At 61.2% G+C, this 25,476-nt stretch carries 29 protein-coding genes; 13 read left to right on the top strand and 16 right to left on the bottom strand.

The window, feature by feature from the left end:
• Positions 1–142: 142 nt before the first annotated feature.
• Positions 143–700, top strand: coding sequence for a cysteine hydrolase family protein (locus ACU680_RS07920; protein ID WP_448179415.1), 558 nt, complete (start codon positions 143–145; stop codon positions 698–700).
• 192 nt (positions 701–892) lie between these two features.
• Here ACU680_RS07920 and ACU680_RS07915 read toward each other — a convergent pair whose 3' ends face one another.
• From ACU680_RS07915 to ACU680_RS07900, 4 genes are all read right to left on the bottom strand, one after another.
• The gene (locus ACU680_RS07915) at positions 893–1,096 is read right to left on the bottom strand and encodes an SEC-C metal-binding domain-containing protein (RefSeq protein WP_003198420.1); all 204 of its coding nucleotides are present in this window, start codon (positions 1,094–1,096) and stop codon (positions 893–895) included.
• Entirely contained in the window at positions 1,093–1,587 is a 495-nt protein-coding gene (locus ACU680_RS07910; protein WP_448179162.1) for an LEA/WHy family protein, read from the bottom strand. Before ACU680_RS07910 ends, ACU680_RS07915 begins: the two co-directional genes overlap by 4 nt.
• 112 nt (positions 1,588–1,699) lie before the next feature.
• Positions 1,700–2,176 carry a YchJ family protein gene (locus ACU680_RS07905; protein ID WP_448179161.1) on the bottom strand — a complete coding sequence of 159 codons (477 nt, stop codon included), beginning with the start codon at positions 2,174–2,176 and terminating at the stop codon, positions 1,700–1,702.
• A 4-nt stretch (positions 2,177–2,180) separates the two neighbouring features.
• Positions 2,181–2,678 (bottom strand): DUF6231 family protein, encoded by a 498-nt coding sequence (locus ACU680_RS07900; RefSeq protein WP_041070621.1) that lies wholly within the window; start codon positions 2,676–2,678, stop codon positions 2,181–2,183.
• A gap of 197 nt (positions 2,679–2,875) precedes the next feature.
• Between ACU680_RS07900 and ACU680_RS07895 the strand changes: the two genes are divergently transcribed.
• The 4 genes from ACU680_RS07895 to ACU680_RS07880 all read left to right on the top strand — a co-directional run bounded on the left by ACU680_RS07895 (position 2,876) and on the right by ACU680_RS07880 (position 5,573).
• The gene (locus ACU680_RS07895; protein ID WP_007961897.1) at positions 2,876–3,571 is read left to right on the top strand and encodes a PA1041 family peptidoglycan-binding anchor lipoprotein; all 696 of its coding nucleotides are present in this window, start codon (positions 2,876–2,878) and stop codon (positions 3,569–3,571) included.
• 90 nt (positions 3,572–3,661) lie between these two features.
• On the top strand, positions 3,662–4,384 hold the full coding sequence (locus ACU680_RS07890) for a PA1041 family peptidoglycan-binding anchor lipoprotein (RefSeq protein WP_108590261.1): 723 nt from the start codon (positions 3,662–3,664) through the stop codon (positions 4,382–4,384).
• Between the two features lie 162 nt (positions 4,385–4,546).
• Positions 4,547–4,822, top strand: a complete 276-nt coding sequence (locus ACU680_RS07885; RefSeq protein ID WP_007961894.1) for a DUF1145 domain-containing protein — start codon at positions 4,547–4,549, stop codon at positions 4,820–4,822.
• The gene (locus tag ACU680_RS07880; RefSeq protein WP_448179160.1) at positions 4,815–5,573 is read left to right on the top strand and encodes a collagen-like triple helix repeat-containing protein; all 759 of its coding nucleotides are present in this window, start codon (positions 4,815–4,817) and stop codon (positions 5,571–5,573) included. The genes ACU680_RS07885 and ACU680_RS07880 overlap by 8 nt, the downstream gene beginning before the upstream one ends.
• 441 nt (positions 5,574–6,014) lie before the next feature.
• Here the strand turns inward: ACU680_RS07880 and ACU680_RS07875 are convergent, their stop codons facing one another.
• On the bottom strand, positions 6,015–6,479 hold the full coding sequence (locus tag ACU680_RS07875) for a DUF2269 family protein (RefSeq protein WP_095138445.1): 465 nt from the start codon (positions 6,477–6,479) through the stop codon (positions 6,015–6,017).
• Between the two features lie 99 nt (positions 6,480–6,578).
• On the opposite strand from ACU680_RS07875, the gene dinG reads away from it, so the two are divergent.
• The 5 genes from dinG (at position 6,579) to pdxH (ending at position 14,412) form a co-directional block, all read left to right on the top strand.
• Complete coding sequence (dinG, locus tag ACU680_RS07870; RefSeq protein ID WP_448179159.1) at positions 6,579–8,723, top strand: ATP-dependent DNA helicase DinG; 2,145 nt, start codon at positions 6,579–6,581, stop codon at positions 8,721–8,723.
• A gap of 94 nt (positions 8,724–8,817) precedes the next feature.
• The gene (locus tag ACU680_RS07865; protein ID WP_448179158.1) at positions 8,818–11,160 is read left to right on the top strand and encodes a beta-galactosidase; all 2,343 of its coding nucleotides are present in this window, start codon (positions 8,818–8,820) and stop codon (positions 11,158–11,160) included.
• Between the two features lie 190 nt (positions 11,161–11,350).
• Positions 11,351–12,496: a serine hydrolase domain-containing protein gene (locus ACU680_RS07860; RefSeq protein ID WP_448179157.1), complete on the top strand. Its 1,146-nt coding sequence runs from the start codon at positions 11,351–11,353 to the stop codon at positions 12,494–12,496.
• A 113-nt stretch (positions 12,497–12,609) separates the two neighbouring features.
• A complete protein-coding gene (locus ACU680_RS07855; RefSeq protein WP_448179156.1) occupies positions 12,610–13,740 on the top strand; it encodes an OmpA family protein in 1,131 nt (376 codons plus the stop codon).
• A gap of 24 nt (positions 13,741–13,764) precedes the next feature.
• A complete protein-coding gene (pdxH, locus tag ACU680_RS07850) occupies positions 13,765–14,412 on the top strand; it encodes a pyridoxamine 5'-phosphate oxidase (protein WP_448179155.1) in 648 nt (215 codons plus the stop codon).
• Between the two features lie 5 nt (positions 14,413–14,417).
• Here the strand turns inward: pdxH and ACU680_RS07845 are convergent, their stop codons facing one another.
• Complete coding sequence (locus tag ACU680_RS07845) at positions 14,418–14,654, bottom strand: hypothetical protein (RefSeq protein WP_448179154.1); 237 nt, start codon at positions 14,652–14,654, stop codon at positions 14,418–14,420.
• Positions 14,655–14,821: 167 nt separating this feature from the next.
• Between ACU680_RS07845 and ACU680_RS07840 the strand changes: the two genes are divergently transcribed.
• On the top strand, positions 14,822–15,286 hold the full coding sequence (locus ACU680_RS07840) for an outer membrane lipoprotein (protein WP_007969461.1): 465 nt from the start codon (positions 14,822–14,824) through the stop codon (positions 15,284–15,286).
• A gap of 72 nt (positions 15,287–15,358) precedes the next feature.
• Here ACU680_RS07840 and ACU680_RS07835 read toward each other — a convergent pair whose 3' ends face one another.
• The 3 genes from ACU680_RS07835 to ACU680_RS07825 are packed head-to-tail and all read right to left on the bottom strand — an operon-like array spanning position 15,359 to position 17,027.
• Positions 15,359–15,616, bottom strand: coding sequence for a DUF7683 domain-containing protein (locus ACU680_RS07835; RefSeq protein ID WP_448179153.1), 258 nt, complete (start codon positions 15,614–15,616; stop codon positions 15,359–15,361).
• Positions 15,613–15,843 (bottom strand): DUF7683 domain-containing protein, encoded by a 231-nt coding sequence (locus tag ACU680_RS07830; RefSeq protein WP_448179152.1) that lies wholly within the window; start codon positions 15,841–15,843, stop codon positions 15,613–15,615. The genes ACU680_RS07835 and ACU680_RS07830 overlap by 4 nt, the downstream gene beginning before the upstream one ends.
• Complete coding sequence (locus ACU680_RS07825) at positions 15,840–17,027, bottom strand: colicin E3/pyocin S6 family cytotoxin (RefSeq protein WP_448179414.1); 1,188 nt, start codon at positions 17,025–17,027, stop codon at positions 15,840–15,842. The genes ACU680_RS07830 and ACU680_RS07825 overlap by 4 nt, the downstream gene beginning before the upstream one ends.
• A gap of 336 nt (positions 17,028–17,363) precedes the next feature.
• On the opposite strand from ACU680_RS07825, the gene ACU680_RS07820 reads away from it, so the two are divergent.
• Positions 17,364–18,458: a PLP-dependent cysteine synthase family protein gene (locus ACU680_RS07820; protein WP_448179151.1), complete on the top strand. Its 1,095-nt coding sequence runs from the start codon at positions 17,364–17,366 to the stop codon at positions 18,456–18,458.
• Between the two features lie 133 nt (positions 18,459–18,591).
• Here the strand turns inward: ACU680_RS07820 and ACU680_RS07815 are convergent, their stop codons facing one another.
• The 3 genes from ACU680_RS07815 to ACU680_RS07805 all read right to left on the bottom strand — a co-directional run bounded on the left by ACU680_RS07815 (position 18,592) and on the right by ACU680_RS07805 (position 21,691).
• Positions 18,592–20,205 (bottom strand): NAD(P)/FAD-dependent oxidoreductase, encoded by a 1,614-nt coding sequence (locus ACU680_RS07815; RefSeq protein ID WP_003222357.1) that lies wholly within the window; start codon positions 20,203–20,205, stop codon positions 18,592–18,594.
• Positions 20,206–20,302: 97 nt separating this feature from the next.
• Complete coding sequence (locus ACU680_RS07810; protein WP_007969466.1) at positions 20,303–20,956, bottom strand: COG3650 family protein; 654 nt, start codon at positions 20,954–20,956, stop codon at positions 20,303–20,305.
• 135 nt (positions 20,957–21,091) lie between these two features.
• Positions 21,092–21,691 carry a short chain dehydrogenase gene (locus tag ACU680_RS07805; protein WP_367083498.1) on the bottom strand — a complete coding sequence of 200 codons (600 nt, stop codon included), beginning with the start codon at positions 21,689–21,691 and terminating at the stop codon, positions 21,092–21,094.
• A gap of 103 nt (positions 21,692–21,794) precedes the next feature.
• On the opposite strand from ACU680_RS07805, the gene ACU680_RS07800 reads away from it, so the two are divergent.
• Positions 21,795–22,709 (top strand): LysR family transcriptional regulator, encoded by a 915-nt coding sequence (locus ACU680_RS07800; RefSeq protein WP_448179150.1) that lies wholly within the window; start codon positions 21,795–21,797, stop codon positions 22,707–22,709.
• A gap of 145 nt (positions 22,710–22,854) precedes the next feature.
• Here the strand turns inward: ACU680_RS07800 and ACU680_RS07795 are convergent, their stop codons facing one another.
• From ACU680_RS07795 to ACU680_RS07780, 4 genes are read right to left on the bottom strand one after another with little or no spacing between them, the layout of a single operon-like run.
• The gene (locus tag ACU680_RS07795; protein ID WP_448179149.1) at positions 22,855–23,331 is read right to left on the bottom strand and encodes a DoxX family protein; all 477 of its coding nucleotides are present in this window, start codon (positions 23,329–23,331) and stop codon (positions 22,855–22,857) included.
• Positions 23,328–24,083: an HvfC/BufC N-terminal domain-containing protein gene (locus ACU680_RS07790; protein ID WP_448179148.1), complete on the bottom strand. Its 756-nt coding sequence runs from the start codon at positions 24,081–24,083 to the stop codon at positions 23,328–23,330. The genes ACU680_RS07795 and ACU680_RS07790 overlap by 4 nt, the downstream gene beginning before the upstream one ends.
• Positions 24,080–24,967 carry an MNIO family bufferin maturase gene (gene bufB, locus ACU680_RS07785; protein WP_448179147.1) on the bottom strand — a complete coding sequence of 296 codons (888 nt, stop codon included), beginning with the start codon at positions 24,965–24,967 and terminating at the stop codon, positions 24,080–24,082. Before bufB ends, ACU680_RS07790 begins: the two co-directional genes overlap by 4 nt.
• 25 nt (positions 24,968–24,992) lie before the next feature.
• The gene (locus ACU680_RS07780; RefSeq protein ID WP_448179146.1) at positions 24,993–25,301 is read right to left on the bottom strand and encodes a BufA1 family periplasmic bufferin-type metallophore; all 309 of its coding nucleotides are present in this window, start codon (positions 25,299–25,301) and stop codon (positions 24,993–24,995) included.
• Between the last annotated feature and the right edge of the window lie 175 nt (positions 25,302–25,476).

Genomic DNA, 25,476 nt, shown 5'->3' with positions numbered 1-25,476 from the left:
GGCGGGGTGATCTTCTGCACCAAGACATACGCGTTCACCGTCGCCGGGCGATCCTTGATCGGGTTGAATCAGAGCTTGCTCACCCCGTGGCGGTGATGCTGAAGTGTGGGAAATTCACTGACCCTGCATGAGAAAAAACGCCATGGAGCTCAAGGCCGACGCCGCACTGATCATCATCGACCAGCAACAAGGCATTCTCGAGCCGCGCCTGGGGCGGCGGAATAATCTACAGGCCGAAGAGCGCATGCTCGATTTACTGAGGGCGTGGCGCAGTAGCGCGCGGCCGGTGATTCACGTGCAGCATCTGTCGCGCGAACCGGGTTCGGTGTTCTGGCCCGGGCAGTCTGGGGTGGAGTTTCAGCAACGGTTTTTGCCGCAGGAGGGCGAATGGCTGATCCAGAAACAGGTGCCGGATGCATTTTGTGCCACGGGGCTGGAATTGCAGTTGCGTGAGGCCGGGATCGGGCAATTGATCATCGTCGGCGTGGCGACCAACAACTCGGTGGAGTCCACGGCGCGCACGGCGGGCAATCTGGGGTTTGAGGCGTGGGTGTCGGAGGATGCGTGTTTTACCTTCGACAAGGCCGATTACTTCGGCACACCGCGTTCAGCCGAAGAGGTGCACGGGATGTCGCTGGGGAATTTGCACGGGGAGTATGCGACGGTGGTCAGTGCTGCGCAGATTCTGGCAGTCGCCTGAGGAACCTGTGGGAGCTGGCTTGCCAGCGATAGCGGAGCGTCAGGCTACATCAATGCTGGATGTACCGGCCTCATCGCTGGCAAGCCAGCTCCCACAGTGATTGCATTCCAGTTGGAGGAATACGCTCGAATGTAGGAGTGAGCCTGCTCGCGATGGCGATGGTTCAGGCGAAGAAGGTCTTCACCGGAAACATCAAGCGCCGTGGCACTTCTTGAATTTCTTGCCGTTGCCGCATGGGCAAGGGTCGTTGCGGCCGACGTCTTTCAGGGCGTTGCGCACCGGTTCCTGGTGGGCGTGGCCGCAGTTCGGGCCGTGGACATGGCCATGGTCGTGATCGTGATGATGGTCATGATCGTGGTTGCAGTCAGGGCCATGGACATGAGGTTGCTGAGTCATCGTTTGTGCTCCGGAATTAAATCGGCGGGGATTATCACGCCATTGCGCTCCAGGTGCACGTAGTGGGCGATGAATAAACCGGTTTCCATTTCGCCCTGCAACCGATAAGGAATCTGCTGATTGGGACTTTTCAGCATTTTCACCACGTCTTTTACCCGAGGCCACAGGTTGGTGCGGATCGGTATCCGGTAGAACCCGCTGCTTTTCGGCCCCACAGTGATCCAGTGTTCATGCTCGCCTTCGGCCAGCAGCATATCGGCCAGATGAATGCGATATTCCATGCCGCGCACGGTCAGATCGCTGTCGTTGGGGTTGTCGATACGAAAGTGCAGGATGAATTTCTGTTCGAGCAATTTGGCCCGCACCACCTCGACTTTCACCAGGTGCACGGCGGGGTCGATGCTGTCGTCGCTGAACCATGAGGCGCAACCGCCGAGGTTCAGGATCAGCATCAATGTGAAGAACTGAAATGTGCGCCAACGACCGAGCATGGTTGAACTCCCTTTGCAGCCAGTCTAGACGCTAAAAAGATCGCAGCCTGCGGCAACTCCTACAGGAGTTGCGTTTCCTGTAGGCGCTGCCGCAGGCTGCGATCTTTTGATCCTAAGCGCCGAAATACCCCGCACAGCACTTCTTGAACTTCTGCCCGCTGGCGCACGGACACGCATCGTTGCGCCCCAGCTTCAACTGCACGGTCGGGTCGATGAAGTACCAGCGACCGCTGTTCTGCACGAACGATGAGCGCTCGCGGTGGCTGTGTTCGCCCTGGCTGTCATGCCAGCGTGCGGTGAAGGTGACGAACGCATGCTCAGGCTGGCCGCCGAACACTTCCGAGCTTTCGACCGCCAGGCCGAGCCAGGTGCTCTGCGCGCTCCAGGCACTGATCGCCTGGCGATCCAGACCGGCCTGCTGGGCGGGCAGGGTGGTGGCCACCAGATAATCGATCAGCCCCAGCACGTAGGCGCTGTAGCGTGAACGCATCAGAGCTTCGGCGCACGGCGCCGGGTGGCCTTCGTGATAGTGACCGCAGCAGGCCTCCAGCAGGTTGCCGCTGCCGCACGGGCAAATGGCTGTACTCATTGCATTACCACCAGTATTTCCCGAAGTTTTCCGGATTGGCCCAGAACCGCGAGTTGAGCCAGTCGGGGACTTGTTTGTAGTCAAGCAGATCGTAGGTGAACAGGGTCAGTACCTGCTCGTCTCGCTGAAAACGTTCGCTGGCTTGCAGCGCCAGTGAATAGAAATCGGTTTCCTGCCAGCCGCTGGCCGGCAGATCCGCCAGCACGGCGATGCGGCTGGCGTTGAGGTTGCGGATCCCGCCCAGCAGGTTCAGGCCGTCGCGCTTGGGCAGGTGCTCCAGGCAATCGACCACCAGCGCCAGGTCAAAGCGCCGCGCCGCGAGTTCAGCGGGCAACGCACCGGGTTCGGCGTGGGCGACGCAGCAGTCCGGGTGCGCCTGCTTGAACGCGGCCAGCGCCGGAAATTCGCTGGCGCCGATCAGCAGCAGACGCGCCGGGGCATAGCGATCCAGTAAAGCGGCCAGCGCCTGTTGCGGCGTGCGCGAAGAAATGGCGACGTTCATCGAAGCTCCTCAATCAGATCGCCAAGACTAGCGCGCCAGACGGATCCGGCCTAGACCCCGTTTTGTCACGCATGGCAAAAGTGCCAAATCCCTGTGAACACGGTCCCAAATGACGCTGGCCTATTGCTGGCGGAGATTAAAACTCCGGTCTTTACTCCGTGAATCGGTTCTAAGCCGATCCCTCAGGAGAAAACCAGATGAGCATAGTTCGGACAGCATTACCTTTGATTCTGCTAACCAGTGTGTTGACTGGTTGCGCAGGTTTGCAGAAAACCGACTGGCCGACCTGTGCGGCGGTCGGTGGTGTGGTCGGTGCCGGTCTCGGTGCGACGGAAAGTTCGGCGTGGGCCGGCTACGGCGCCCTGTTGGTCGGCGGTACGGCGGCAGCCTATTGCTGGGTGCACGGTGATGGCGACGAAGACGGCGATGGTGTGCCGGACAGTCGCGACAAGTGCCCGCACACCCCTAAAGGCGTGCAGGTCGATGCTGACGGCTGCCCTCCACCAGCCCCGGCGCCAGTGGTAGAAGAGGCCGTTGTGGTCAAGGAAGAAACCATCGTCATTCGCGATGTGCACTTCCAGTTCGACAAAGCCACCCTGACCGGTGCCGATAAACAGGTTCTGGACAAAGTCGCCACGCGCCTGAAACAAGAGTCGTCCACGGCGCAACTGACCGTGACCGGCCACACCGACAGCGTCGGCAGCGATGCCTACAACAAGAAACTGTCGGATCGCCGTGCGCACTCGGTGGTGGAATACCTGATTTCGCAAGGTGTGCCGCGTGCCAGCTTCGTTTCGGTATCGGGCATGGGTGAAAGCCAGCCAGTGGCGGATAACAAAACCGCCGATGGCCGCGCACAGAACCGTCGCACCGAAATCAAAATCGTCCGCTAGTCCCTCTCGCATCCGCGGCTTGTGCAGTCGCGGATGCGGGTCTTTACTCCTGTGTAACCGGTATGGGCCGGTGACACAGGAGCTTTCACAATGACTGTTTTCTCAAGGTCCGTCTTGCCGGTGCTGCTGCTGGGCAGCCTGCTCACTGGTTGCGCCACTCATAGCGATGGCGATGCACCCCTCAATCAACGTACGTGGCCGATCTGCAGCCTGATCGGCGGGCTGGTCGGTGGCGGTCTTGGCGCCATTGAAAGTGGCGGCTGGGCCGGTGGCGGTGCGGCGCTGGGGATTCTGACTGGCGGGCTGATCTGTTATGCCCAGGATGGCGATGAAGACGGCGATGGCGTGTTCGACCGCCGCGACCGTTGCCCTGACACCCCGGCCAATACTCCGGTCGATCATCGTGGCTGTCCGCTGCCGCAATATCCGGTCACTGCAAAAGCCCCCGAGCCTGCGCCGCAAACCGAAGTCATCACCCTCAGCGATGCCGGCAATGTGTTGTTCGATTTCGACAAGTCGGATCTGACCCCGGCCGCCAAAGCCCAGCTCGATACGCTGATGGACAAGTTGCGCAACGCCGACGTGGTGAGCATCAAGGTTATCGGTCATACCGACAGCAAAGGTTCGGATGCCTATAACCAGGCATTGTCGGAACGACGCGCCAGCAGCGTGGCGGCGTACCTGCTGAGTCAGGGCCTGGCGCCGGACAAACTGACCAGTGAAGGACGCGGCGAGAGCGAGCCTGTGGCTGACAACGCGACCGACGAGGGACGGGCGAAAAACCGTCGGGTGGAGTTGCATATCAATCGCTAGGACTTGTCTGTAGTCCGCAGGCTAGAGCTGCCGGTCGACGATCGTCGTCGAACCGGCAGCGATCCGACGACTGACAAAAGTTTTTTCTTTTGCCCCTCTGGCTTATCCCCCGCGTAAGCCGTTACTGTGCGCCCAAAGAATAATTCCGACACGGGGGAGCGTATGAAGGTTTTCTGGGGGCTGGGGCGTTTGCTGACCCTGCTGTTCTGGTGCGTGGTGGTGGTCAATCTGCTGCTGCCGTTTGTGCATCCGCTGCATTTGCTAGTCAATCTGGCCGGCGGCTTGTTGCTGGCGCTGCATGTACTCGAATTGCTGTTCTCGCGCCTCAAGGGGCGTCCCAATCCGTGGCGCGACCGTCTGCGCATCCTGCTGTTCGGCGTTTTTCACCTGCAAACCATCCCGGCCCCGGCCGCTCCGGAGGCTTCTTCCCATGCGTAAACTTTGCCTGCTCGCTGCACTCATCAGTCCCCTGGCCTGCGCCCAGGTGGTCAGCGTCGAAACCAATTCCCTGATGCGTTTGCCCAACACCGCCAGCACTTTGCAGCTGGAACGGCTGGAGGTGGCGGATTACGGCACCTTGCTGATTCCTTCCAACGTGACCGAGCTGACCGTCGGCGAACTGCGCCTGGGCCACGAAGCGCGCATTGCGATCGTCCCGAGTGAACAAGCGCTGGACATGAAAGTCAGCCGTGCGCAGTTGTCCGAAGGCAGCCTGATCACTGCACGCGGGGCGCCGGGCACTTATGAAAAAGCCGCCCGCGCCGGGCGCAATCTGAATTTGCAGTTCAAGGCGCTGGACGCGCCAAAACTGTTTGTCGACGCCCGCGGCGGCACCGGCGCACCGGGTTTTGTCGGCCTCGATGGCGGCAATGGTGAAGATCCGGGCTGCACCTGGGGCGAAGCCGGACACGGTTTTGATGGCAGCAATGGCAGCGACGGCCAGCCAGGTGCTCCGGGAGCGCTGGTGCGCCTGCAAGTGCCACGCGAGTTTCCGGCTGAACTGATCAAGGTCAACGTCGCTGGCGGCGCCGGTGGCCCGGCAGGCGTTGGCGGCAAGGCCGGCCAAGGCGGCAAGTCCAAGGGCTGCCTGGTGTACCGCGCCGATGGCGGCAAAAACGGCAAGGCCGGGGCTGATGGTCAGCCAGGGCCTGCGGGTGCGGCGGGGGCTGTGACCGTGCAGCGCCTCTAAAGCACCGCACAATTCACAACTGTGGCGAGGGAGCTTGCTCCCGCTGGGTCGCGAAGCGGCCCCACCCCAGATACCGTTTCGTCAGATTGAACGCGCCAGCTGATTTGGGGCTGCTGCGCAGCCCAGCGGGAGCAAGCTCCCTCGCCACAAAAAGTGCTGGTCGTCTGTGGCTCAGAACATCGGTCGAGCTGCGGCAATCGCCACCAGCACGAATCGTCAGCCTGGGCCGGTGGGGGCCGCGGGTGCGGTGACCGTACAGCGCCTGTAAATAACAGCGCTACTCACAATTGTGGCGAGGGAGCTTGCTCCCGCTGGGTCGCGTAGCGGCCCCACCCCGGATACCGCGCTCCATCAGATTGAACGCGTCCGTTGATTTGGGGCTGCTGCGCAGCCCGGCGGGAGCAAGCTCCCTCGCCACAAAAAGTGTTGGTCGTCTGTGGGTCAGAACATCGGTCGCGCCGCGGCAATTGCCACCAGCACCAACCCGACAATCAGGTTGATTCCCACCACCCGGCGAATCCGCCCCAGCACCGCCGCACCTGCCGGCCAGTCTTTCGCCTCCACCGCTTTGCGCAACTCCGGCAGCATCAAGCCCTGAATCCGGATGAACAGTGCGGTCATCACCACATACAGCCCGATCATCACCTGCACGTACTTCGGCGCGGTCTCGAAACCGACCTGCTGCAAATGCAACATGCCCACGCCGCTGATCGGCAGCAGGATCACCGCGACCCAGACCCAGCGGAAAAAACCTTGAAACACTTCCACCCACAAGGTCAGGCGGGCGGGGCCGTCGAGCGCCTTTACAGCCGCGGGGCGCAGGACCATCCAGGCGAAAAACATGCCGCCGACCCAGACCAGGGCGGACAGGACATGCAGCGGATAAACGAGGCTAAAAGGTGTCATTGGGGCACTCCGTTCTGCGCGGGATTGATTAGCGGGGTATGATAGCCGCCATCCGAAACCACTGAAAATTTATCCAGCGTTTTTTGCGCCCGACAATCAATGATCAGCACTGAACTCAAAACCACGATCCAGGGCGCCTATTCGCGTTTTCTTGAAGCCAAGAGCCTCAAGCCGCGTTACGGCCAGCGCCTGATGATCGCCGAAGTCGCCAAAGTCCTCGGGGATATCGACACCGACGACGAAGGCCGGCGCAGTGGCGACCCCGCGATTGTCGCGGTGGAAGCCGGCACCGGTACCGGCAAGACCGTGGCCTACAGCCTGGCCGCGATTCCGACGGCGAAGCAGGCCGGCAAACGTCTGGTGATCGCCACCGCCACCGTGGCCCTGCAAGAGCAGATCGTCTACAAGGACTTGCCCGACCTGATGCGCAACAGCGGGCTGAATTTCAGCTTTGCGCTGGCCAAGGGCCGTGGCCGCTACATGTGCCTGTCCAAGCTCGACATGCTGCTGCAGGAAGGTCACGCGCAGACCGCCACTGCCCAGTTGTTCGAAGAAGAAGGCTTCAAGATCGAGGTTGATGAGGCCAGTCAAAAGCTGTTCACCAGCATGATCGAGAAACTCGCCGGCAATAAATGGGACGGCGACCGCGACAGCTGGCCCAACGCCCTGGAAGACGCCGACTGGGCACGGCTGACCACCGATCACAGCCAGTGCACCAATCGCCACTGCCCCAACTTCGGCCAGTGCGCCTTCTACAAGGCGCGCGAAGGCATGGGCAAGGTCGACGTGATCGTCACCAACCACGACATGGTGCTGGCTGACCTCGCTTTGGGCGGCGGCGCGGTACTACCGGATCCGCGTGACACCATTTACGTATTCGACGAAGGCCATCACCTCCCGGACAAGGCCATCGGCCACTTCGCCCACTACACGCGTCTGCGTTCCACTGCCGACTGGCTGGAAACCACCGCCAAGAACCTCACCAAACTGCTGGCCCAGCATCCGTTGCCGGGGGATCTCGGCAAGCTGATCGAGCAAGTGCCTGAGCTGGCGCGGGAGATCAAGACCCAGCAGCAATTCATGTTCACCGCGTGCGAGCAGATTGCCGATTTCAAACCCGGCGAAGACGTCGAAGGTCGCGAGCGGCCCCGCCATCGTTTCGTCGGCGGGGTGATTCCCGAGCACATGCGCGAAATGGGCATCGAGCTGAAGAAGGGCTACTCGCGGCTCAACGATCTGTTCACCCGTCTGACCGACCTGCTCAAGGAAGGCATGGACGGCGAGGTCAACATCGGCATCGCCAGCAATCAGGCCGAGGAGTGGTATCCGCTGTTCGGCAGCCTGTTGTCCCGGGCGTCGGGCAACTGGGAGTTGTGGACCGCGTTCACCGCCGAAGACCCGGAAGACAGCCCGCCGATGGCGCGTTGGCTGACCCTGGCGGAAAGCGGTTCGCTGTTCGACATCGAGGTCAACGCCAGCCCGATTCTTGCTGCCGAAACCCTGCGTCGTAGCCTGTGGAACGTGGCTTACGGCTGTCTGGTGACGTCGGCTACCTTGACTGCACTGGGCACTTTCGACCGTTTCCGCATGCGCGCCGGTCTGCCGAAGAAAGCTGTCACTGCCGTGGTGCCAAGCCCGTTCCATCACGCCGACGCCGGTGTGCTGCGGGTGCCGGACCTGAAGGCCGACCCGCGCGACGCCGCTGCTCACACCGCGGCGATCATCCGTGAGTTGCCGGATCTGGTCGAAGGCTCGCGCGGCACGCTGGTGCTGTTCTCTTCGCGCAAACAGATGCAGGACGTGTTCGACGGCCTCGACCGTGACTGGCGCAAGCAGGTGTTCATTCAAGGCAACCTGTCGAAACAGGAAACCCTGAACAAGCACAAGGCGCGGGTCGATGGCGGCGATTCCAGCGTGCTGTTCGGCCTCGCCAGTTTCGCTGAAGGCGTGGACTTGCCGGGCGCCTACTGCGAGCACGTGGTGATCGCCAAGATCCCGTTCTCGGTGCCGGACGATCCGGTCGAGGCCGCACTGTCGGAGTGGATCGAGGCCCGTGGCGGCAATCCGTTCATGGAAATCTCGGTGCCCGACGCCTCGTTGAAGCTGGTCCAGGCCTGCGGGCGTCTGCTGCGTACCGAAGAGGACCGCGGCACCATCACCTTGCTTGATCGGCGCCTGGTCACCCAGCGCTACGGCAAGGCGATCCTCAATGCGTTGCCGCCATTCCGTCGTGAAATATCCTGAGACAACGGTGGGCAGTTTTGCCCGCCGCGCTGTCTATCTCTCTGCCATGCTTTTCCATTGGCCTTAGTTGGTCGTTAGGGAGAACTCCGTTCTTATGATTCGCCGTTCGTTGCCTGCCGTATTCGCCTTGATTTTCGCTGCCCCGTTACTGGCGGCGCCTGCGGGTCAGCAGACCCTGTTCAACTTCGTCCGTCCTGCCGACGTGGTGAAAGTCGTCACCGAAAACACTGACCTGCCACAAGCCAACGCCGAGCAGACCCCGGAAGGTGAAGTGCTGCGCCGGGTGACGTTCAACCCGGTAGCCCGCCCAACCTTGCGCCTGACTCCGCAGACTGGCGCCTGGGACTGGTCGCAGTCGGGCATGATGAGCCTGCGTCTGCAGAGCGCGATGAACTGGGCCGTGACGGTCTACGTGCAAATCCAGAGCAACAACGGCCAGACCCTGACCAGCCGCGTGGACCTGCCGGCCGGCCCCGCGCAAACCCTGCTGGTGCCGTTGGTGGCGACCTCGCCACTGAGCCAGGGCATGAAGGCCGGGCCGCCGATGCCGATGACCGTCGATGGCCAGCGGATTCTGCTGGCCAGCAGCAGCGGTGAACTGGATCGCAGCCAAGTGGTGTCGGTGAGCCTGTGGATGGATCAGCTGAAAGCCGCGCAGAGCCTGCTGCTCGAGCGATTCGGCGTGCAGGATGGCGATGCCGTGACCCAGGCCGTTTACGGCAATCTGGTGGACGCCTACGGTCAATCGACCCGCAGCAAATGGCCGGAAAAAATCAGCAACGATGAACAACTGAAATCCGCCGCCGCCAAGGAACAGCAACAGCTGAAGACCTGGCTGGCCGAGCGCGAAAAGTCCTCGCTGGACAAGTTCGGTGGCTGGAGCAAAGGCCCGGCGTTCAAGGCCAGCGGTTTTTTCCGCACCGAAAAGCGTGACGGTCGCTGGTATCTGGTAACGCCGGAAGGGCATCCGTTCTATTCGCTGGGGGTCAACACCGTCAGCCCGCAGGTCAACCAGACCTACGTGGCCGGACGTGAGTGGATGTTCGAATCCCTGCCCAAGCCTGACGAACCACTTGCCAGTCATTTCGGCGAAGGCGACAACCGTGGCGGCAACGGCGCCGATCAGGGCCGCGGCTATGGCAACGGGCGCTGGTACGATTTCTATGGTGCCAACCTGCAACGCCTGTATGGCGAACCTTGCGCAGCACCGGCGCAAACCGAACCGGCGAACGCCGCTCCATGCAAAGCCACGGTCGATGAACAGAAGTGGGCTGCGCACACTCTCGATCGCTTGCAGGCCTGGGGTTTCAACACGGTCGGCAACTGGAGTGCCGACTCGCTCGCCAACGCCGAGCGGGTGCCGTACACCTTGCCGCTGTCGATCGTCGGCGACTACACCAGCATCAGCACCGGCAGCGACTGGTGGGGCGGCATGCCTGACCCGTTCGACCCGCGTTTCGCCATGGCCACCGAGCGTGCCGTGGCCATCGCCGCCCGCGATCACCGCGATGATCCATGGCTGATCGGTTACTACGCCGACAACGAATTGGCCTGGGCCGGTCCGGGCGATGATCCGCAATCGCGCTATGCCTTGGCCTACGGCACGCTGAAAATGACCACCGACGTGCCGGCCAAGCGCGCGTTCCTCAAGCAACTGCGCGACAAGTACCGCAACCAGGAAGGCCTGTCGAAAGCGTGGGGCATTGATTTGCCGGCGTGGGAGTTGATGGAGGATCCGGGGTTTGTGCCGCCAATGCCGAATCCGGAGCACCCGGAGATCGAAAACGACTTCAAATACTTCCAGAAGGTGTTCGCCGACACCTACTTCAAGACCATCTCCGATTCGCTGAAATGGCACGCGCCGAATCAGTTGCTGCTCGGTGGCCGTTTCGCCACCAGCACCCCGGAAGCGGTGGCCTCCTGCGCGCAGTATTGCGATGTGCTGAGCTTCAACATGTACACGCTGAAACCGCAGGACGGCTACGACTTCGCCGCCCTGCGTGCCCTCGACAAACCGGTGCTGATCACCGAATTCAACTTCGGCTCCAGTGATCGTGGCCCGTTCTGGGGTGGCGTGACGCAACTGGCGAAGGAAGAAGACCGTGGCCCGGCTTACGCCAACTTCCTCAAGCAGGCACTGAGCGAGCCGTCGATTGTCGGCGTGCACTGGTTCCAGTACCTGGATCAACCGGTGACCGGGCGTCTGCTCGATGGCGAGAACGGGCACTTTGGTCTGGTGGGGATTACCGATCTGCCGTATCAGGGCTTTGTCGAGGCGGTGCGCAAGAGCAATCTGCAAGCGGTTGATCAGTTGGGCAAGGAGGCTGAGAAAGCTGCCGCCGCTGTTGGTCATGAGGCCGAAGGCGGGCGCAAGGGTGAAGCCGGCAAAGGCCCGGGGGCCGGGCATGCGGGCGGGCATTCGGGGAATGGCCATTAAGGTTTGATGCCTTAAAGATCGCAGCCTTCGGCAGCTCCTACAGGGAATGTGATTTTGTAGGAGCTGCCGCAGGCTGCGATCTTTTGATTTTGCTTTGAAATGACCACCCGGCCCGCAGCTGTTCCCAAATCCCTCAAGGGCTGGAACAATGCGGGCCACTTTGTAGAGCGTTTTCGCGGGGGAGTTGCGGGTGCAGATTCAGGGACATTACGAGCTTCAATTCGAAGCGGTGCGCGAGGCATTCGCGGCACTGTTCGACGATTCCCAGGAACGCGGCGCAGCCCTGTGCATCAAGGTCGGCGGAGAAACCGTCCTCGACCTCTGGTCCGGTACCGCCGACAAGGACGGCACCGAGGCCTGGCACAGCGACACCATCGCCAACCTGTTTTCCTGCACCAAGACCTTTACCGCGGTCACCGCATTGCAATTGGTGGCCGAAGGCAAACTGCAACTGGATGCACCGGTTGCCCGCTACTGGCCGGAATTTGCAGCCGCCGGTAAAGAAACAATCACCCTGCGCCAATTGCTCTGCCATCAGGCCGGTCTGCCGGCCCTGCGCGAGTTGCTGGCGCCCGCCGCCCTCTACGAATGGCAGACCATGGTCGATGCCCTTGCGGCCGAAGCGCCGTGGTGGACGCCGGGCACCGGCCACGGCTATGCCGCCATCACCTATGGCTGGCTGGTCGGGGAGTTGCTGCGTCGCGCTGACGGTCGCGGGCCGGGCGAGTCGATCGTCGCCCGTGTCGCCAAGCCGCTGGGGCTGGATTTCCACGTCGGCCTGGCTGACGAAGAGTTTCACCGCGTGGCGCATATCGCACGGGGCAAGGGCAACGTCGGCGACGCCGCGGCCCAGCGCCTGTTGCAAGTGACCATGCGCGAACCGACCGCCATGACCACTCGCGCCTTCACCAATCCGCCGTCGGTGCTTACCAGCACCAACAAACCGGAATGGCGCCGCATGCAGCAGCCCGCCGCCAACGGTCACGGCAACGCACGCAGTCTGGCCGGTTTCTACACCGGTTTGCTTGACGGCAGCCTGCTCGAAAGCGAAATGCTTGAAGAGCTGACCCGCGAACACAGCTACGGCGAGGACAAGACCCTGCTGACCCGTACCCGTTTCGGCCTGGGCTGCATGCTCGATCAGCCGGACATGGCGAATGCCACTTACGGCCTCGGCCCACGTGCATTCGGTCATCCGGGTGCGGGTGGTTCAGTGGGGTTTGCTGATCCTGAGCACGATGTCGCGTTCGGTTTTGTGACAAATACCCTTGGGCCGTACGTCTTGATGGATCCGCGCGCGCAGCAACTGGCGCGGGTACTTGCCACTTGTCTGTAAAGCGTTACATGAGGTTCCAGGGTTGGAACCAGATCCGGTTTTTCGATTCAAAGCGTCTGTTTATCCGGGCAAAAGAGCTCTGATTTTTCATTACTTCACTTTGTGGATTTTCAATGTCATCCAAAAAAACTCTCGCCCTGGCCCTGTGTGTTGCGATCACCGGTTGCGCACAGACTCCTAAAAACGATGCGGATGGCGGCAGCTGGTGGCCGTTCGGATCCTCCGACAAAGTAGCGGCCAAAGAGCCGGCCCCGGCTCCTGCCACAGCCCCGGCGCCGCTCAAACCTGCCGCTACCGCACCGGTGGCCAAGACTGAAAGCAGCAGCCACTGGTACTGGCCGTTCGGCGGTTCCGATGACTCGACCGCCAAGGCCGATGTGAAACCCGAAGTCAAACCAGAAGCCAAACCGGCGGCAGTGGTCAAGGCCGATGCCGACACCGGCACCAAGTGGTGGTGGCCGTTTGGCGGCAAGGATCAGTCGACTGCCAAAGTGGTGCCGATGCCTGACCCGAAAGTCACCCAAGCCTGGCTGGATGACTACGAGCCACGCCTGCGTGCGGCAATCAAGGACAGCAACCTGCAACTCGAGCGCCGTGACAATGTGCTGGTGGTGATCGCGCCGGTTGAAGGCTCGTTCAACCCGAAGCGTCCGGCCATGCTGCTGCCGGTGACCCTCAGCCCGTTCACCAATGTCGCGAAAATCCTCGAAGCTGATCCGAAAACCGCAGTGCTGGTGCTCGGTCACAGCGACAACACCGGCGCCGCGCCAGCCAACGTCAAACTCAGCCAGGAGCGCGCCCAGTCCGTGGCGGCGATCTTCCGCCTGAGCGGCTTGCAGCGCGATCGCCTGATGCTGCGCGGCATGGGTGGCGATGCCCCGCGTGCCGCCAACGACAGCGCCGAAGGCCGTGCCCTGAACCGTCGTGTCGAGCTGCTGGTGACCCCGCAGAACACCATGGTTGCGCTGTTGAGCAAGTACAACATGCCGGCGCCGGCACCGACCACGATGCTTGCCGCACAGGACGTCAAGCCTGCAGCCAAACCGGTCACCCCGGCGCCGGCCGCTTCGAAGGCTGCTGTACCTGCAACCAAAAAGGCTCCAGCGAAGAAAGCCGCCGCCAAGGCACCTGCGAAGAAAGCAGCGACCAAGGCACCGGCAAAAACGCCTGCCAAGAAAACCGCTCCGGCCAAAGCGGCGACCACAGACAAGAAAGTCGCCGCCAGCGATACTTCCAAGCAGTGATCCGCTAACGAAAAGGAATGCGCCATGACCCAGGCTCTGGCAGATATGCGTCGTGATTACACCCGGGACGGTCTGACCGAGGCGCAAGCCCCGGCCGAACCCTTTGCGCTGTTCCACCAGTGGTTTGCCGACGCGGTGAAAACCGAACAGGCGCCAGTGGAAGCCAACGCCATGACCCTGGCTACGGTCGATGCGGACGGTCGCCCGCATTGTCGCATTCTGCTGCTCAAGGGCCTGGACGCGCAGGGCTTCACCTTTTTCACCAACTACGACAGCGCCAAGGGCCAGCATCTGGCGGCGAATCCTTTCGCGGCCATGACGTTTTTCTGGCCAACCCTGGAGCGCCAGGTGCGCATCGAAGGGCGGGTGGTCAAAGTCACCCCGCAAGAGTCCGACGCGTATTATCAGGTGCGTCCGCTGGGCAGTCGGCTCGGCGCCTGGGCCTCACCGCAAAGCCGGGTGATCAGCGGGCGTGGCGAGCTGGAAGATCTGCTCAAGGCTACCGAGCAGCGCTTCAGCGATACACAGCCGGATTGCCCGGAACACTGGGGCGGTTATCGTCTGCTGCCCGAGCGCATCGAGTTCTGGCAAGGCCGTCCAAGTCGTCTGCACGATCGCCTGAACTATCGTCAGCAGGGCGCCAACTGGATTCTTGAACGTCTGGCGCCTTAAGCAGTCTACCGAGCGTGATAGCCTGCCGCAGCGGCCTCAAGCCACTGCGGCAGGTCCCGGCGCTTGATCTTCCGCGCGCGGGCCTCGGCCAGCCGTTCCAGCATGAAGGCGCGTTTGCCTTCATCCTTGCCTGCCAGGGACAGCGCCAGATCACGATCCATCCAGCGTCTGATCCGCACGTACAGCCATCCGTGGAAGTACAGACCGGCGACGGTGGTGACGAAAATGATCAGGTAATCCATGAAAATCCTTGGGTCGGCAGGGCGGATTGGACGATTTGGCGCTACTGTTGGGTGGGTCTGCAGGTGCCTGTACCGGGCCTGAATAAAACCAAGTTTATCCGGGCTGTGTCGTGACAGGCGTCAAGCAGCGGGGTTTAATGAGCAAATGTACTTTTGGAGTTGATGCTATGCGTAAGTCTGTTCTGCTGGTTGCTTCCTTTTCCACGATGGCGATGTTGCTGACCGGCTGCCAGTCGAGCCTGACCGGTGACTCCTATTCCCGTGACGAAGCGCGTCGTGTGCAGACGATTCGCATGGGCACCATCGAATCCCTGCGTCCGGTGAAAATCGAAGGCACCAAGACCCCGATCGGCGGCGCTGCTGGCGCAGTGGTCGGTGGTGTCGGCGGCAGCGCCATCGGTGGCGGCAAGGGCAGCATCGTTGCGGCGGTCATCGGCGCCGTGGCCGGTGGCCTGATCGGTTCGGCCACCGAAGAAGGCCTGACCCGTACCCAGGGCGTGGAAATCACTGTGCGCGAAGACGACGGCAGCATGCGCGCCTACGTGCAACAGGTTCAGGAAAACGAAGTGTTCCGTGTTGGTGAGCGCGTGCGCATCTCCACCGTCGGTGGCACCAGCCGCGTTTCGCACTAAGCGGAAACGAGCGGTAAAAGAAAACCCCGATCAGGTGACTGGTCGGGGTTTTTTTGTCAAGACTAATCAGTATTACTCACTTCCATAACAGCTCAATTGAAAGTCATATTCCGGATCGTAAAATGGCCGGCCGATTAAAACTTCGAGTTGTGTTATTTGCTTGGGGTCGAGATCGTAGCCGTAGATTTCGTCTTCTGGCACGGTCCACTTCATGATTGCTCTGAGCTGGTCGATTTTCCCGTCTGGAACAGGTATTTCGAAAACAAGGAGTGACGTATTTTTATCATAGGCATCGACAGTATGATTAAGTTTTGGGTAGCGACATGTCATTCGATGCATACCAGTTGAACTATACGATTTACACCTGATAGCTGTTTCCCGGTCCAGTCTTCCAAAATATTAATCTGTTCCTCAGACAGGTCGTACCCATCAAACTCATCTTCCGGTCGCTTCCAGTTCATGAGTACCTTCAGCGCGTCCTCATGATGTTCGGCAATATCAACGCTTAGGAGTAAAACCTCGGTTTTTTGATCAAATACCTCAACTATATGTTTCACTTTTCTACTCTCCTTTTGGGGTCAGCAGGCTTGGTCTGTTCCCCGGTTCTCGGGTCATATTCTCCAAGGTGTTTTCCTTGTTTGGTGTACAACTCAACCTTGCCGTGCTGGGAATCCCATTCATAAATTTTCCCTGATAGATCCTTCCATCGCCTGCGTTTTTTTCCTCCCCCACGAACAGATGTTTTCATTGGTGCGGATTTGGCCTCAGGAAAGGCTGTAAGGGAGTTTGGGGCCGGATGATATTTGATATCCCCAGCAATATTCAGAACGATGTATACCGGCGCTACCCCCGAATCCGCCGGAAAGACCAGAATGAAATCCCGATACTCCGGCGGATAAACCGGGTTCACCAGAATCCCGTCCGCCGCTTTCGTCGGTGGGTACACCCAGATATGTGGTGCCTGCGGAGCGGCCTCCAGTGCGGGGATGCCGAGGATGTCGGAGCCGTCCACGGCGGGCGTCCAGATCAGTTCGATGCCTTCGCCGAGGTCTGCGACAAAGCGGTTATCACGTGCGGTGAACTGCGCGACATCGACCATTTCCCAGTCGCGATTCTTGCCGGTGTAGAAACCATAACCCTTGAGGCTGCCGTCGGCCTGTTGTTCGACATGTAGGCGCACGCGGGTTCGAGCCTGTTTGAGGGCGAGCAACTGGTCTTCGGTGTAGAGGGCGCTGTCGCCCAGATTCGATGGCATGAGCAACGCCACCAGCCCAACCAAAGGGGTCACAACGGCGGCGGAAGCGATGGCGGGCAATGCCTTGAACGCCTCACCCGCAAGGGCGAAGGTGCCCAGGCCTGCCGGGATGGCAGTGCCGCTGATTTTCTTGAGTGGAACGCCGCCGCTGTCATCGGCTTCACGGCCGCCGAGAAGGACCAGATCTCCGTAATCTTTCAGGCTGTCGGTGGGGACCATCCCCGAACGATTCACGTAGTCGATGATCGCGTCCGGCAATTTGCAGGATTTGGCGAACACGCATCCGGCGCGCACCGGATCAGGCTTTTTGGCCGCCATCTCGCGGCTGCGCTCGAAGGCCTCCTGCCGCGCCAGCATGGCGTCGTAAGCGTTCTGCCGGGCTTCGCGCTCGGCCAGTTCAGTGGCCGTCATGTAGCGCCAGGTGACGTGATGACCGTCGCCCGCTGGCGGGTTGGGGACCCGGGGAATGTCCTTGTTGCGAGCCACTGAGCGTCCTTCGTTCATCCATCGACAACCCTTCGAGAGGGCTATGCGACGTTAACGAAGCGGACAAATGCTGGCTGTAGGACGGATCTTTGATTAAGTGCGGATTGTTCGCTATTTGTCTGTCAGGGGGGCGAGCAGGCCGCTTCAGTTCAAAGAACGGGGAGATGGGTTCTGCGCAATTACTGCAAAAGCCTGATACTTATTTGTCCCAGAACCTGGCAGTTGGTGGATGAATTGAGCCTCAGCTGTATCTGTGAGCCTTGCCGGTTTTTTCCTATGCTGGGGGACTGAGCCTGTGACAAGGCTACTCCTGCCCGACTCAACGAGAGCATGACCATGAGCGACAACCGCCAGTGGGCCCGCGAAGCCATCCGCATCATCGAAGCGGACTTCCAGCGCAGCGCCGACACCCATCTGATCCCCTTGCCGCTGCCGGGTTTTGCAGGCATCGAGTTGTATTTCAAGGACGAGTCGAGTCATCCCACCGGCAGCCTCAAGCACCGTCTGGCGCGGTCGTTGTTTCTGTATGCGTTGTGTAACGGCTGGCTCAAGCCCGGCGCGCCGGTGATCGAGGCGTCCAGCGGTTCGACGGCGATTTCCGAAGCGTATTTCGCGCGCATGCTCGGTTTGCCGTTCATTGCGGTGATGCCGGCGACCACCTCGAAAGAGAAGATTGCGCAGATCGCTTTCTACGGTGGCCAGAGCCATCTGGTGAAAGATCCGACGCAGATTTATGCCGAGTCCGAGCGCCTGGCCCGCGAGCATGGCGGCCACTTCATCGACCAGTTCACTTACGCCGAGCGGGCCACCGACTGGCGGGCGAACAACAACATCGCCGAGTCGATCTTCCAGCAGATGCGTTTCGAGAAGCACCCGGAACCGAGCTGGCTGATTTCCAGCCCCGGCACCGGCGGCACCACCGCGACCCTTGGCCGCTACGTGCGTTATCGCCAGCATTGCACCCGGGTGTTGTGTGCCGACGCCGAGCGCTCGGTGTTCTTCGATTATTACCAGACTGGCGACGCCAGTCTGCGTCTGGACTGCGGTTCACGGATCGAAGGCATCGGCCGGCCACGGGTCGAGGCCTCATTCCTGCCGAAGGTGATCGATGCGATGGTCAAGGTGCCGGACGCCTTGTCGCTGGCGGCCATGCATTATCTGGCGCAGCGTCTGGGCCGGCATGTCGGCGGGTCGAGCGGCAACAATCTGATCGGCGCGCTGATGGCGGCGCAACAGATGAAAGCGGCGGGGGAGTCGGGGTCGATCGTGGCGATTCTGTGCGATGGCGGCGAGCGTTATGCCGACACCTATTACGATCAAGACTGGCTAAAGGCGCAGGGCTATGAGCTGGAGGGGTTGATTGCGGCGGTGGCGGCGAGTGCCGAACGGGGTGAGCCGCTGCCAACCACAGTGCTGCGCGCGAATATCTGATACACCGAAAACCACTGTGGGAGCTGGCTTGCCAGCGATAGCGGATTGTCAGTCAACATCAATGTCGAATCTGAGTCCGTCATCGCTGGCAAGCCAGCTCCCACAGGGTTGGGCGTTTTGCAGATTTGGCTGATCAGGCTTCCAGACCAAGAATGTCCCGCGCCACAGCTTCCGCAATCCGAATCCCGTCCACACCCGCCGACAGAATCCCGCCGGCATAACCCGCACCTTCACCGGCCGGGAACAGACCTTTGACGTTCATGCTCTGCAACGATTCGTTGCGCGTGATACGCAGCGGCGACGAGGTGCGGGTTTCGATGCCGGTCAACACCGCATCGTGCAGCGAGTAGCCGCGAATCTGCTTCTCGAATGCCGGCAACGCTTCCCGAATCGCTTCGATGGCAAAGTCCGGTAGCGCCAGGGCCAGGTCGCCCAAGGCTACGCCCGGTTTATACGACGGCTCGACTTCGCCCAGTTCGGTAGACGGGGTGCCGTTGATGAAGTCACCGACCAGTTGCGCCGGGGCCTTGTAGTCGCTGCCGCCGAGGATGAACGCGTGGGACTCCAGACGCTCCTGCAGCTCGATACCGGCCAGCGGGCCGCCCGGGTAATCGACTTCCGGGGTGATGCCGACGACGATCCCGGAGTTGGCGTTGCGCTCGTTACGCGAGTACTGGCTCATGCCGTTGGTGACCACGCGGTTCGGTTCGGAGGTCGCCGCCACCACGGTGCCGCCCGGGCACATGCAGAAGCTGTAGACCGACCGGCCGTTCTTGGCGTGATGCACCAGTTTGTAGTCGGCAGCGCCCAGCTTCGGGTGGCCGGCATATTTACCCAGCCGCGCACGGTCGATCAGCGACTGCGGGTGTTCGATGCGGAAACCCACCGAGAACGGCTTGGCTTCCATGAACACGCCGCGGCTGTGGAGCATGCGGAAGGTGTCGCGGGCGCTGTGGCCGAGGGCCAGAACCACGTGTTTCGAATGCAGGGTTTCACCGCTCGCCAGCTCGACGCCGACCAGTTGGCCGTCTTCGATCAGCACGTCGGTCACGCGCTCCTGGAAGCGTACTTCGCCACCCAGGGCGCGGATCTCTTCACGCATGGTCTCGACCATGCCGGTCAGACGGAACGTACCGATGTGCGGTTTGCTGACGTAGAGGATTTCTTCCGGCGCGCCGGCCTTGACGAACTCGTGCAGGACTTTGCGGCCAAGGAACTTCGGATCCTTGATCTGGCTGTACAGCTTGCCGTCGGAGAACGTGCCCGCGCCGCCTTCGCCGAACTGCACGTTGGACTCGGGGTTGAGCACGCTTTTGCGCCACAGGCCCCAGGTGTCCTTGGTGCGCTGGCGGACTTCGGTGCCGCGTTCGAGGATGATCGGCTTGAAGCCCATCTGCGCCAGCAGCAGGCCGGCGAAAATCCCGCACGGGCCGAAACCGACCACGATCGGGCGCTGGCTCAGGTCGCTCGGCGCCTGACCGACGAATTTGTAGCTGACATCCGGCGCCACGTTGACGTTACGGTCGTCGGCGAACTTGCCCAGCACCTTGGCCTCGTCGCGCACAGTGAGGTCGATGGTGTAGATGAAGCACAGTTCGGAGGACTTTTTGCGCGCATCGTAGCTGCGCTTGAACAAGGTGAAATCGAGCAAATCATCGCTGGCGATGCCCAGACGCTGCACGATGGCGGCACGCAGGTCTTCTTCGGGATGGTCGATTGGCAGCTTGAGTTCGGTGATTCGTAACATGGCGAGGATCCGGATTCGCGGGGCGCACAACTGCGCCAGGGCGTTTGAAGGCCGCGATTATAAGCCGCAAAGGCCGGATCCGGTGAGGCTAAAACGCTCAGTCGTTACGCGAACCGCCGAAATACCCGCAACCACGCTCGACCTTGCCGTCGATGCGCAGCTCGGCGCTCATGTGCTGCACGCTGCCGGTGCTGCTGTCGACGCAGCGTTGCGGCGCGACCCACAACTCGATGCGCTGATTATTGGCTTCGCTGCTGAGGTTGAAGCGGCCGTCGCCCAGTTGCTCTTCGACATACGGTACCGCCAGCGCCGGCTGGCCTTCGCGGTCGATGACCATGCCCTTGCCGCTGACTTTGACGTTCCACTCGGGACCGTGACCGGCGGCACGCAGGATCAACAGCTTGAAATTGGGGTCATCGCAGGCGGTGCCGGAACGCTCGACGCGATACAGCTGGCCGAGGTCGAGGCGGTCGCCGACAAGCTTGCCGCGCACATCGGCAAACAGTTTGCCCTGCTGATCGGCGAGGGTCGCAGCCTCTTGCAGGACGCTGGTGCCGCCGATGTCGTTGACCACGTACTGACGCTGTTCGCCACACGGCTGAAACACCAGTTTGCCGTCGGCCGCCGTCAACTGCCCTTGCATCCGGGATTGCCCGACGTGGGACGCGCTTTCACGCGGGCCATCGAGCAATTGGCAGGCGGCGAACAATGGCAGCAGGGCAACAACGATCAACGAACGGGCAACACGCATCTTCGGCTCTCCAGACAAGTGCCGCCACGTTACGCAGGCTGACCATCAAATGCAAAAGATCGCAGCCTGCGGCAGCTCCAACATGGAGACATGCATTCCTGTGCAGGAGCTGCCGAAGGCTGCGATCTTTTGCTCTTAACCGACGTGAAAAGTCTGACCGGTTTGCAGGCCTTCGACACTTTTCGCATAGGCCAATGCCACGTCCGCCGCAGGAACCGGCTTGTAGCCACGGAAGTACGGGGCGTAACTGCCCATCGCTTCCAGCAGTACGGTCGGGCTGATCGAGTTCACCCTCAGACCGCGCGGCAGTTCAATGGCAGCGGCTTTGACGAAGCTGTCCAGCGCACCGTTGACCAGTGCCGCCGAGGCGCCGGTACGGATCGGGTCGTGGCTGAGCACGCCGGTGGTGAAGGTGAACGAGGCACCGTCGTTGGCGTATTCGCGGCCGATCAGCAGCAGGTTGACCTGGCCCATCAGCTTGTCTTTCAGGCCCAGGGCAAAGCTGTCAGCGTTCATCTCGCCGAGTGGGGCGAAGGTCACGTTACCGGCGGCGCAGATCAGCGCGTCGAACTTGCCGGTCTGCTCGAACAGCTTGCGAATTGATGCGCTGTCGCTGATGTCCACCTGGAAGTCGCCGCTGCTGCGACCGATGCGAATCACGTCGTGACGCTGGCTCAGCTCTTTATCCACGGCCGAACCGATGGTGCCAGCGGCACCGATCAACAGAATCTTCATGGGCTGTTCCTCAATGAGTTGAATGAGGTTTCAGTCTAGAGTGGTTTTTTCTGCGGATAAGCGCACTAATAGGCAACCTTTGGTTTTCAAATGGAAACAATCCATGAGCGAGATGGATGATCTGGCGGCGTTCGCGGTGTTGATCGAGGCCGGCAGTTTTACCCTGGCGGCGCAGCAACTGGGTTGCAGCAAGGGCCAGTTGTCCAAGCGCATCAGCCAGTTGGAAGCGCAGTTTTCCGTGGTGCTGCTGCAGCGCACGACGCGCCGTTTGAGCCTGACAGCGGCGGGCGCCGCATTGTTGCCGCAAGCCCAGGCGCTGGTGGTGCAGGTGGAGCGAGCACGTCAGGCGCTGGCGCGTTTGAAAGACGACATGGCCGGGCCGGTGCGGATGACAGTGCCCGTGTCACTGGGCGAAACGTTTTTCGATGGCTTGCTGCTGGAGTTCTCGCAGAAGTATCCCGAAGTACAGATCGAGCTGGAACTGAACAACAACTATCGCGACCTGTCGCGCGATGGGTTCGACCTGGCGATTCGCAGCGACGTGGCCAATGATGAGCGCCTGGTGGCCAAACCCTTGCTGGCGTGGCAGGAAATGACCTGCGCCAGCCCGGCCTATCTAGAACAGTTCGGCGAACCGCTGACCCCGCAGGAGCTGGCCGAACACCGCTGCCTGCTCAACAGCCACTACAGTGGCCGCGAGGAATGGCTGTATCACCAGCAGCACGAATTGCTGCGGGTGCCGGTGTCGGGACCGTTCGCCAGCAACCATTACAACCTGCTGAAAAAGGCCGCGCTGGCCGGCGCCGGTATCGCACGGTTACCGTCGTATCTGCTGCAAACGGAACTGGCTGACGGCCGGTTGCGCTGGCTGCTGCGCGATTTTCAGACACGGCGGATGCCGATGTACCTGGTGCACCCGTATCAGGGTGGATTGCCCAAGCGCACGCAGGTGTTGGCGGATTATCTGATCGGCTGGTTCAAGCGCAGTGGTGAGGCGCTGGATCGGCTGGCGCATTGACCACGATGTCTGTGATACCCGTGATACCCGTGAAATCGGGGATACCCGTGATACACGTGTAGGAGCTGCCGAAGGCTGCGATCTTTTGATCTTGAAAATCAAAAGATCGCAGCCTTCGGCAGCTCCTACAGGGACATCAGGGACATCAGCGGTTGCAGTACCTGGCAATCAGGTGATCAATCGACAATCTGCCCGGCCCGGTCGCCATCAGGTACAGCAATACCGCCGCCCAGGTGCCGTGGGTCGGATAGGCATCGGGGTATACAAATACCTCGATGACCAGCGTCATGCCCAGCAGCGCCAGCGCCGAAAAGCGTGTGGCGAAACCGATCAGGATCAGCACGGGAAAGAAGTGCTCGGCAAACGCCGCCATGTGCGCGGCGATTTCCGGTGACAGCAGCGGCACGTGGTATTCGCTATGGAACAACGGGATCGTCGAGTCCGCCAAGCGCGGCCAGCCGAGCTGAAAGGTGCCGTCGATCAAGTCGATGGCCAACCCCTCGACCTTGGTCTGCCCGGACTTCCAGAACACCGCGGCAATCGAAAATCGCGCGATGAAGGCAATCAGGCTGAGAGGGATTTTTTCCATTAGCCCGATGGCACGAGTGATGAGGTTGTTCATGGCAATACCTTGTTCAGGTCGGTGATGGCGTTGTGGCCGATCAGCAGGGCGAGGGTCTGCGGCAGATCGAAGGGCGGACTGTCTTGCGCCGCGTCCAGCAGCGCTCGGTGATGGAGCAGATGGCGGATGAACACGCTGGCGCCGTGATCGAGGGCAAAGACCTCGACCTCCAGACCGTTGCGCAGCACCAGTGCGTGTTGCCCTTGATGGATGTCGATGCCGGCCAGCGTCGCGTCTCCTTGATGCGCTGCCCAGATCGAAACCACCGCACAGGCTGAATCGAGCAGGTGCAGCGAGGGATGCAGGGTGATGTTCAGTTCGGCGAGTGTTTGTGGATCGGCCAGTGCAGCGCTGATCTGTTGCGCACTGACCGTCTCGGCATCGGCGGCGTGATAAGCGCGGGTGCGCAAGCGTTCGAGCCGTGCGACATCGGCCAGATACGGTACCTCGGCCGCCGGTTCGAATGCGTCAATGAAGTCCGCCAGTTCGCCGCCATATCGGCTCATCAGCGGACTGCGCGGTGGCTGCTGCTGGATGAAAATCCCGGCCATGGCGCGGAAGAACTCCTCGCCGACCAACTGCTGCACCACCGGATAACTGTCGGCCAGCGCGTTGATCAACGAACCTTGCACGTTATTGCGATACACCGAGAATCGGCTGGCAGGATCGGCACCGTTGGCGCTGCACAGGCCGGCGGGGCAGGGCAGGCGAGTGTCGAGCAGGGCGGCAGCGAAATCGGCTTGAATGCTCATGGCTGACCCCCTGCACGCAGCAACAACGCTTCGGCCTGCTGCGCCTCGGCCAGCAGCACATTGAACGCCGGGACCAGATTGTCCCGCTCGATCAAGGTTGCCACCGGGCCAACGCGTTCGAGCGCCTGTCGGTATAGCGCCCAGACCGCGTCATCAATCGGCGCGCCGTGATCATCGATCAGCAAGCGATCACCGAGGCTGTCGGCATCTTCGGCGAACCCGGCCAGATGGATCTCACCCACCGCGTGCAAGGGCAGCGCGTCGAGGTAGGCCAGTGGATCGCGCTGATGATTGATGCACGAGACGTAGACGTTGTTGACGTCGAGCAGCAGACTGCAGCCGCTGCGGCGAACCACCTCGGCGATGAACGCCGGTTCATCGATGGTTGAGCGTTCGAAGCCGAGATAGGTCGCCGGATTTTCCAGCAGCATCGGACGCTTGAGGGTGTTTTGCACCTGGTCGATATGTGCGCAGACGCGGTCAAGCGTCGGCGTGTCATACGCCAGTGGCAGCAGGTCATTGAGGAACACCGGGCCGTGGCTCGACCAGGCCAGGTGTTCGGAAAAGGCTTGCGGTTGATAGCGCTCGATCAGCGTTTTCAAACGTTGCAGGTGCTGAACATCCAGTGGCCCTTCGGCCCCGATGGACAGCCCGACACCGTGCAGCGACAGCGGATACTGCTCGCGGATCAACCCGAGGAAATGATGAAACGGACCGCCGTCGACCATGTAGTTTTCGGCGTGGACTTCGAAGAAACCGAGGTCCGGTCGGGTGCCGAGCACTTCACGCAAGTGCCCGGTCTTGAGCCCCAGCCCGGCGCGGGGCGGGAGCCCGCAAAGGGCTGCCCGAGTGCGCGGTGGGACAGGTTCGCTGGTTGAGAACATGAGCGTCACTCGGGCAGGCAATGGATCAGGACTTGGCTTTGAAGGCTTCCATCTGACCGAAACCGGTCGGCGAGGTCTTGCTCTCGGTGGTGGTGCAGGTGCCTTTTGGCACGAACTTCCAAGAGTTGGCCTGGTAGTCCATCTTCGCTGTGCCGGCACAGGTAGTGCCCGCGCCCGCGGCGCAATCGTTGTGACCCTTCATGGCCACGCCGAAGCATTTTTCCATGTTGCTGTTATCGGCGGCATTGGCGCTGGAAACGGCGGTCATGCTCAGGGCGGAACCAAGAGCCAGAACCAGTGCAACGGCGGACAGGGTGCGAGTGGTAGCAGTCATGATGTTTCTCCAGATTTGAGCTTGGGTTTTACAAGCGAAGTGCGCTTGCTTACCCCACTAGAGAAGGCCCATGGCGATGCGTTACAGCGCAGCCGAAATTTTTCAGAAAAAAATGCACAACCCTGTAGGAGCTGCCGCAGGCTCGGGCCGCGATCGGACAATCTTTTGACTTTGA

It is taken from the genome of Pseudomonas sp. LF020 (assembly GCF_053456425.1).
Note: the sequence above shows the minus strand (reverse complement) of the source record. Positions and strands in the feature narration are given on the sequence as shown.

Excerpts from the sequence above, each read along its gene's own strand:
- ACU680_RS07920 (WP_448179415.1), top strand. The coding sequence starts at position 143 with ATGGAGCTCAAGGCCGACGCCGCACTGATCATCATCGACCAGCAACAA.
- ACU680_RS07915 (WP_003198420.1), bottom strand. The coding sequence starts at position 1,096 with ATGACTCAGCAACCTCATGTCCATGGCCCTGACTGCAACCACGATCAT.
- ACU680_RS07910 (WP_448179162.1), bottom strand. The coding sequence starts at position 1,587 with ATGCTCGGTCGTTGGCGCACATTTCAGTTCTTCACATTGATGCTGATC.
- ACU680_RS07905 (WP_448179161.1), bottom strand. The coding sequence starts at position 2,176 with ATGAGTACAGCCATTTGCCCGTGCGGCAGCGGCAACCTGCTGGAGGCC.
- ACU680_RS07900 (WP_041070621.1), bottom strand. The coding sequence starts at position 2,678 with ATGAACGTCGCCATTTCTTCGCGCACGCCGCAACAGGCGCTGGCCGCT.
- ACU680_RS07895 (WP_007961897.1), top strand. The coding sequence starts at position 2,876 with ATGAGCATAGTTCGGACAGCATTACCTTTGATTCTGCTAACCAGTGTG.
- ACU680_RS07890 (WP_108590261.1), top strand. The coding sequence starts at position 3,662 with ATGACTGTTTTCTCAAGGTCCGTCTTGCCGGTGCTGCTGCTGGGCAGC.
- ACU680_RS07885 (WP_007961894.1), top strand. The coding sequence starts at position 4,547 with ATGAAGGTTTTCTGGGGGCTGGGGCGTTTGCTGACCCTGCTGTTCTGG.
- ACU680_RS07880 (WP_448179160.1), top strand. The coding sequence starts at position 4,815 with ATGCGTAAACTTTGCCTGCTCGCTGCACTCATCAGTCCCCTGGCCTGC.
- ACU680_RS07875 (WP_095138445.1), bottom strand. The coding sequence starts at position 6,479 with ATGACACCTTTTAGCCTCGTTTATCCGCTGCATGTCCTGTCCGCCCTG.
- dinG (WP_448179159.1), top strand. The coding sequence starts at position 6,579 with ATGATCAGCACTGAACTCAAAACCACGATCCAGGGCGCCTATTCGCGT.
- ACU680_RS07865 (WP_448179158.1), top strand. The coding sequence starts at position 8,818 with ATGATTCGCCGTTCGTTGCCTGCCGTATTCGCCTTGATTTTCGCTGCC.
- ACU680_RS07855 (WP_448179156.1), top strand. The coding sequence starts at position 12,610 with ATGTCATCCAAAAAAACTCTCGCCCTGGCCCTGTGTGTTGCGATCACC.
- pdxH (WP_448179155.1), top strand. The coding sequence starts at position 13,765 with ATGACCCAGGCTCTGGCAGATATGCGTCGTGATTACACCCGGGACGGT.
- ACU680_RS07845 (WP_448179154.1), bottom strand. The coding sequence starts at position 14,654 with ATGGATTACCTGATCATTTTCGTCACCACCGTCGCCGGTCTGTACTTC.
- ACU680_RS07840 (WP_007969461.1), top strand. The coding sequence starts at position 14,822 with ATGCGTAAGTCTGTTCTGCTGGTTGCTTCCTTTTCCACGATGGCGATG.
- ACU680_RS07835 (WP_448179153.1), bottom strand. The coding sequence starts at position 15,616 with ATGACATGTCGCTACCCAAAACTTAATCATACTGTCGATGCCTATGAT.
- ACU680_RS07820 (WP_448179151.1), top strand. The coding sequence starts at position 17,364 with ATGAGCGACAACCGCCAGTGGGCCCGCGAAGCCATCCGCATCATCGAA.
- ACU680_RS07815 (WP_003222357.1), bottom strand. The coding sequence starts at position 20,205 with ATGTTACGAATCACCGAACTCAAGCTGCCAATCGACCATCCCGAAGAA.
- ACU680_RS07810 (WP_007969466.1), bottom strand. The coding sequence starts at position 20,956 with ATGCGTGTTGCCCGTTCGTTGATCGTTGTTGCCCTGCTGCCATTGTTC.
- ACU680_RS07805 (WP_367083498.1), bottom strand. The coding sequence starts at position 21,691 with ATGAAGATTCTGTTGATCGGTGCCGCTGGCACCATCGGTTCGGCCGTG.
- ACU680_RS07800 (WP_448179150.1), top strand. The coding sequence starts at position 21,795 with ATGAGCGAGATGGATGATCTGGCGGCGTTCGCGGTGTTGATCGAGGCC.
- ACU680_RS07795 (WP_448179149.1), bottom strand. The coding sequence starts at position 23,331 with ATGAACAACCTCATCACTCGTGCCATCGGGCTAATGGAAAAAATCCCT.
- ACU680_RS07790 (WP_448179148.1), bottom strand. The coding sequence starts at position 24,083 with ATGAGCATTCAAGCCGATTTCGCTGCCGCCCTGCTCGACACTCGCCTG.
- bufB (WP_448179147.1), bottom strand. The coding sequence starts at position 24,967 with ATGTTCTCAACCAGCGAACCTGTCCCACCGCGCACTCGGGCAGCCCTT.
- ACU680_RS07780 (WP_448179146.1), bottom strand. The coding sequence starts at position 25,301 with ATGACTGCTACCACTCGCACCCTGTCCGCCGTTGCACTGGTTCTGGCT.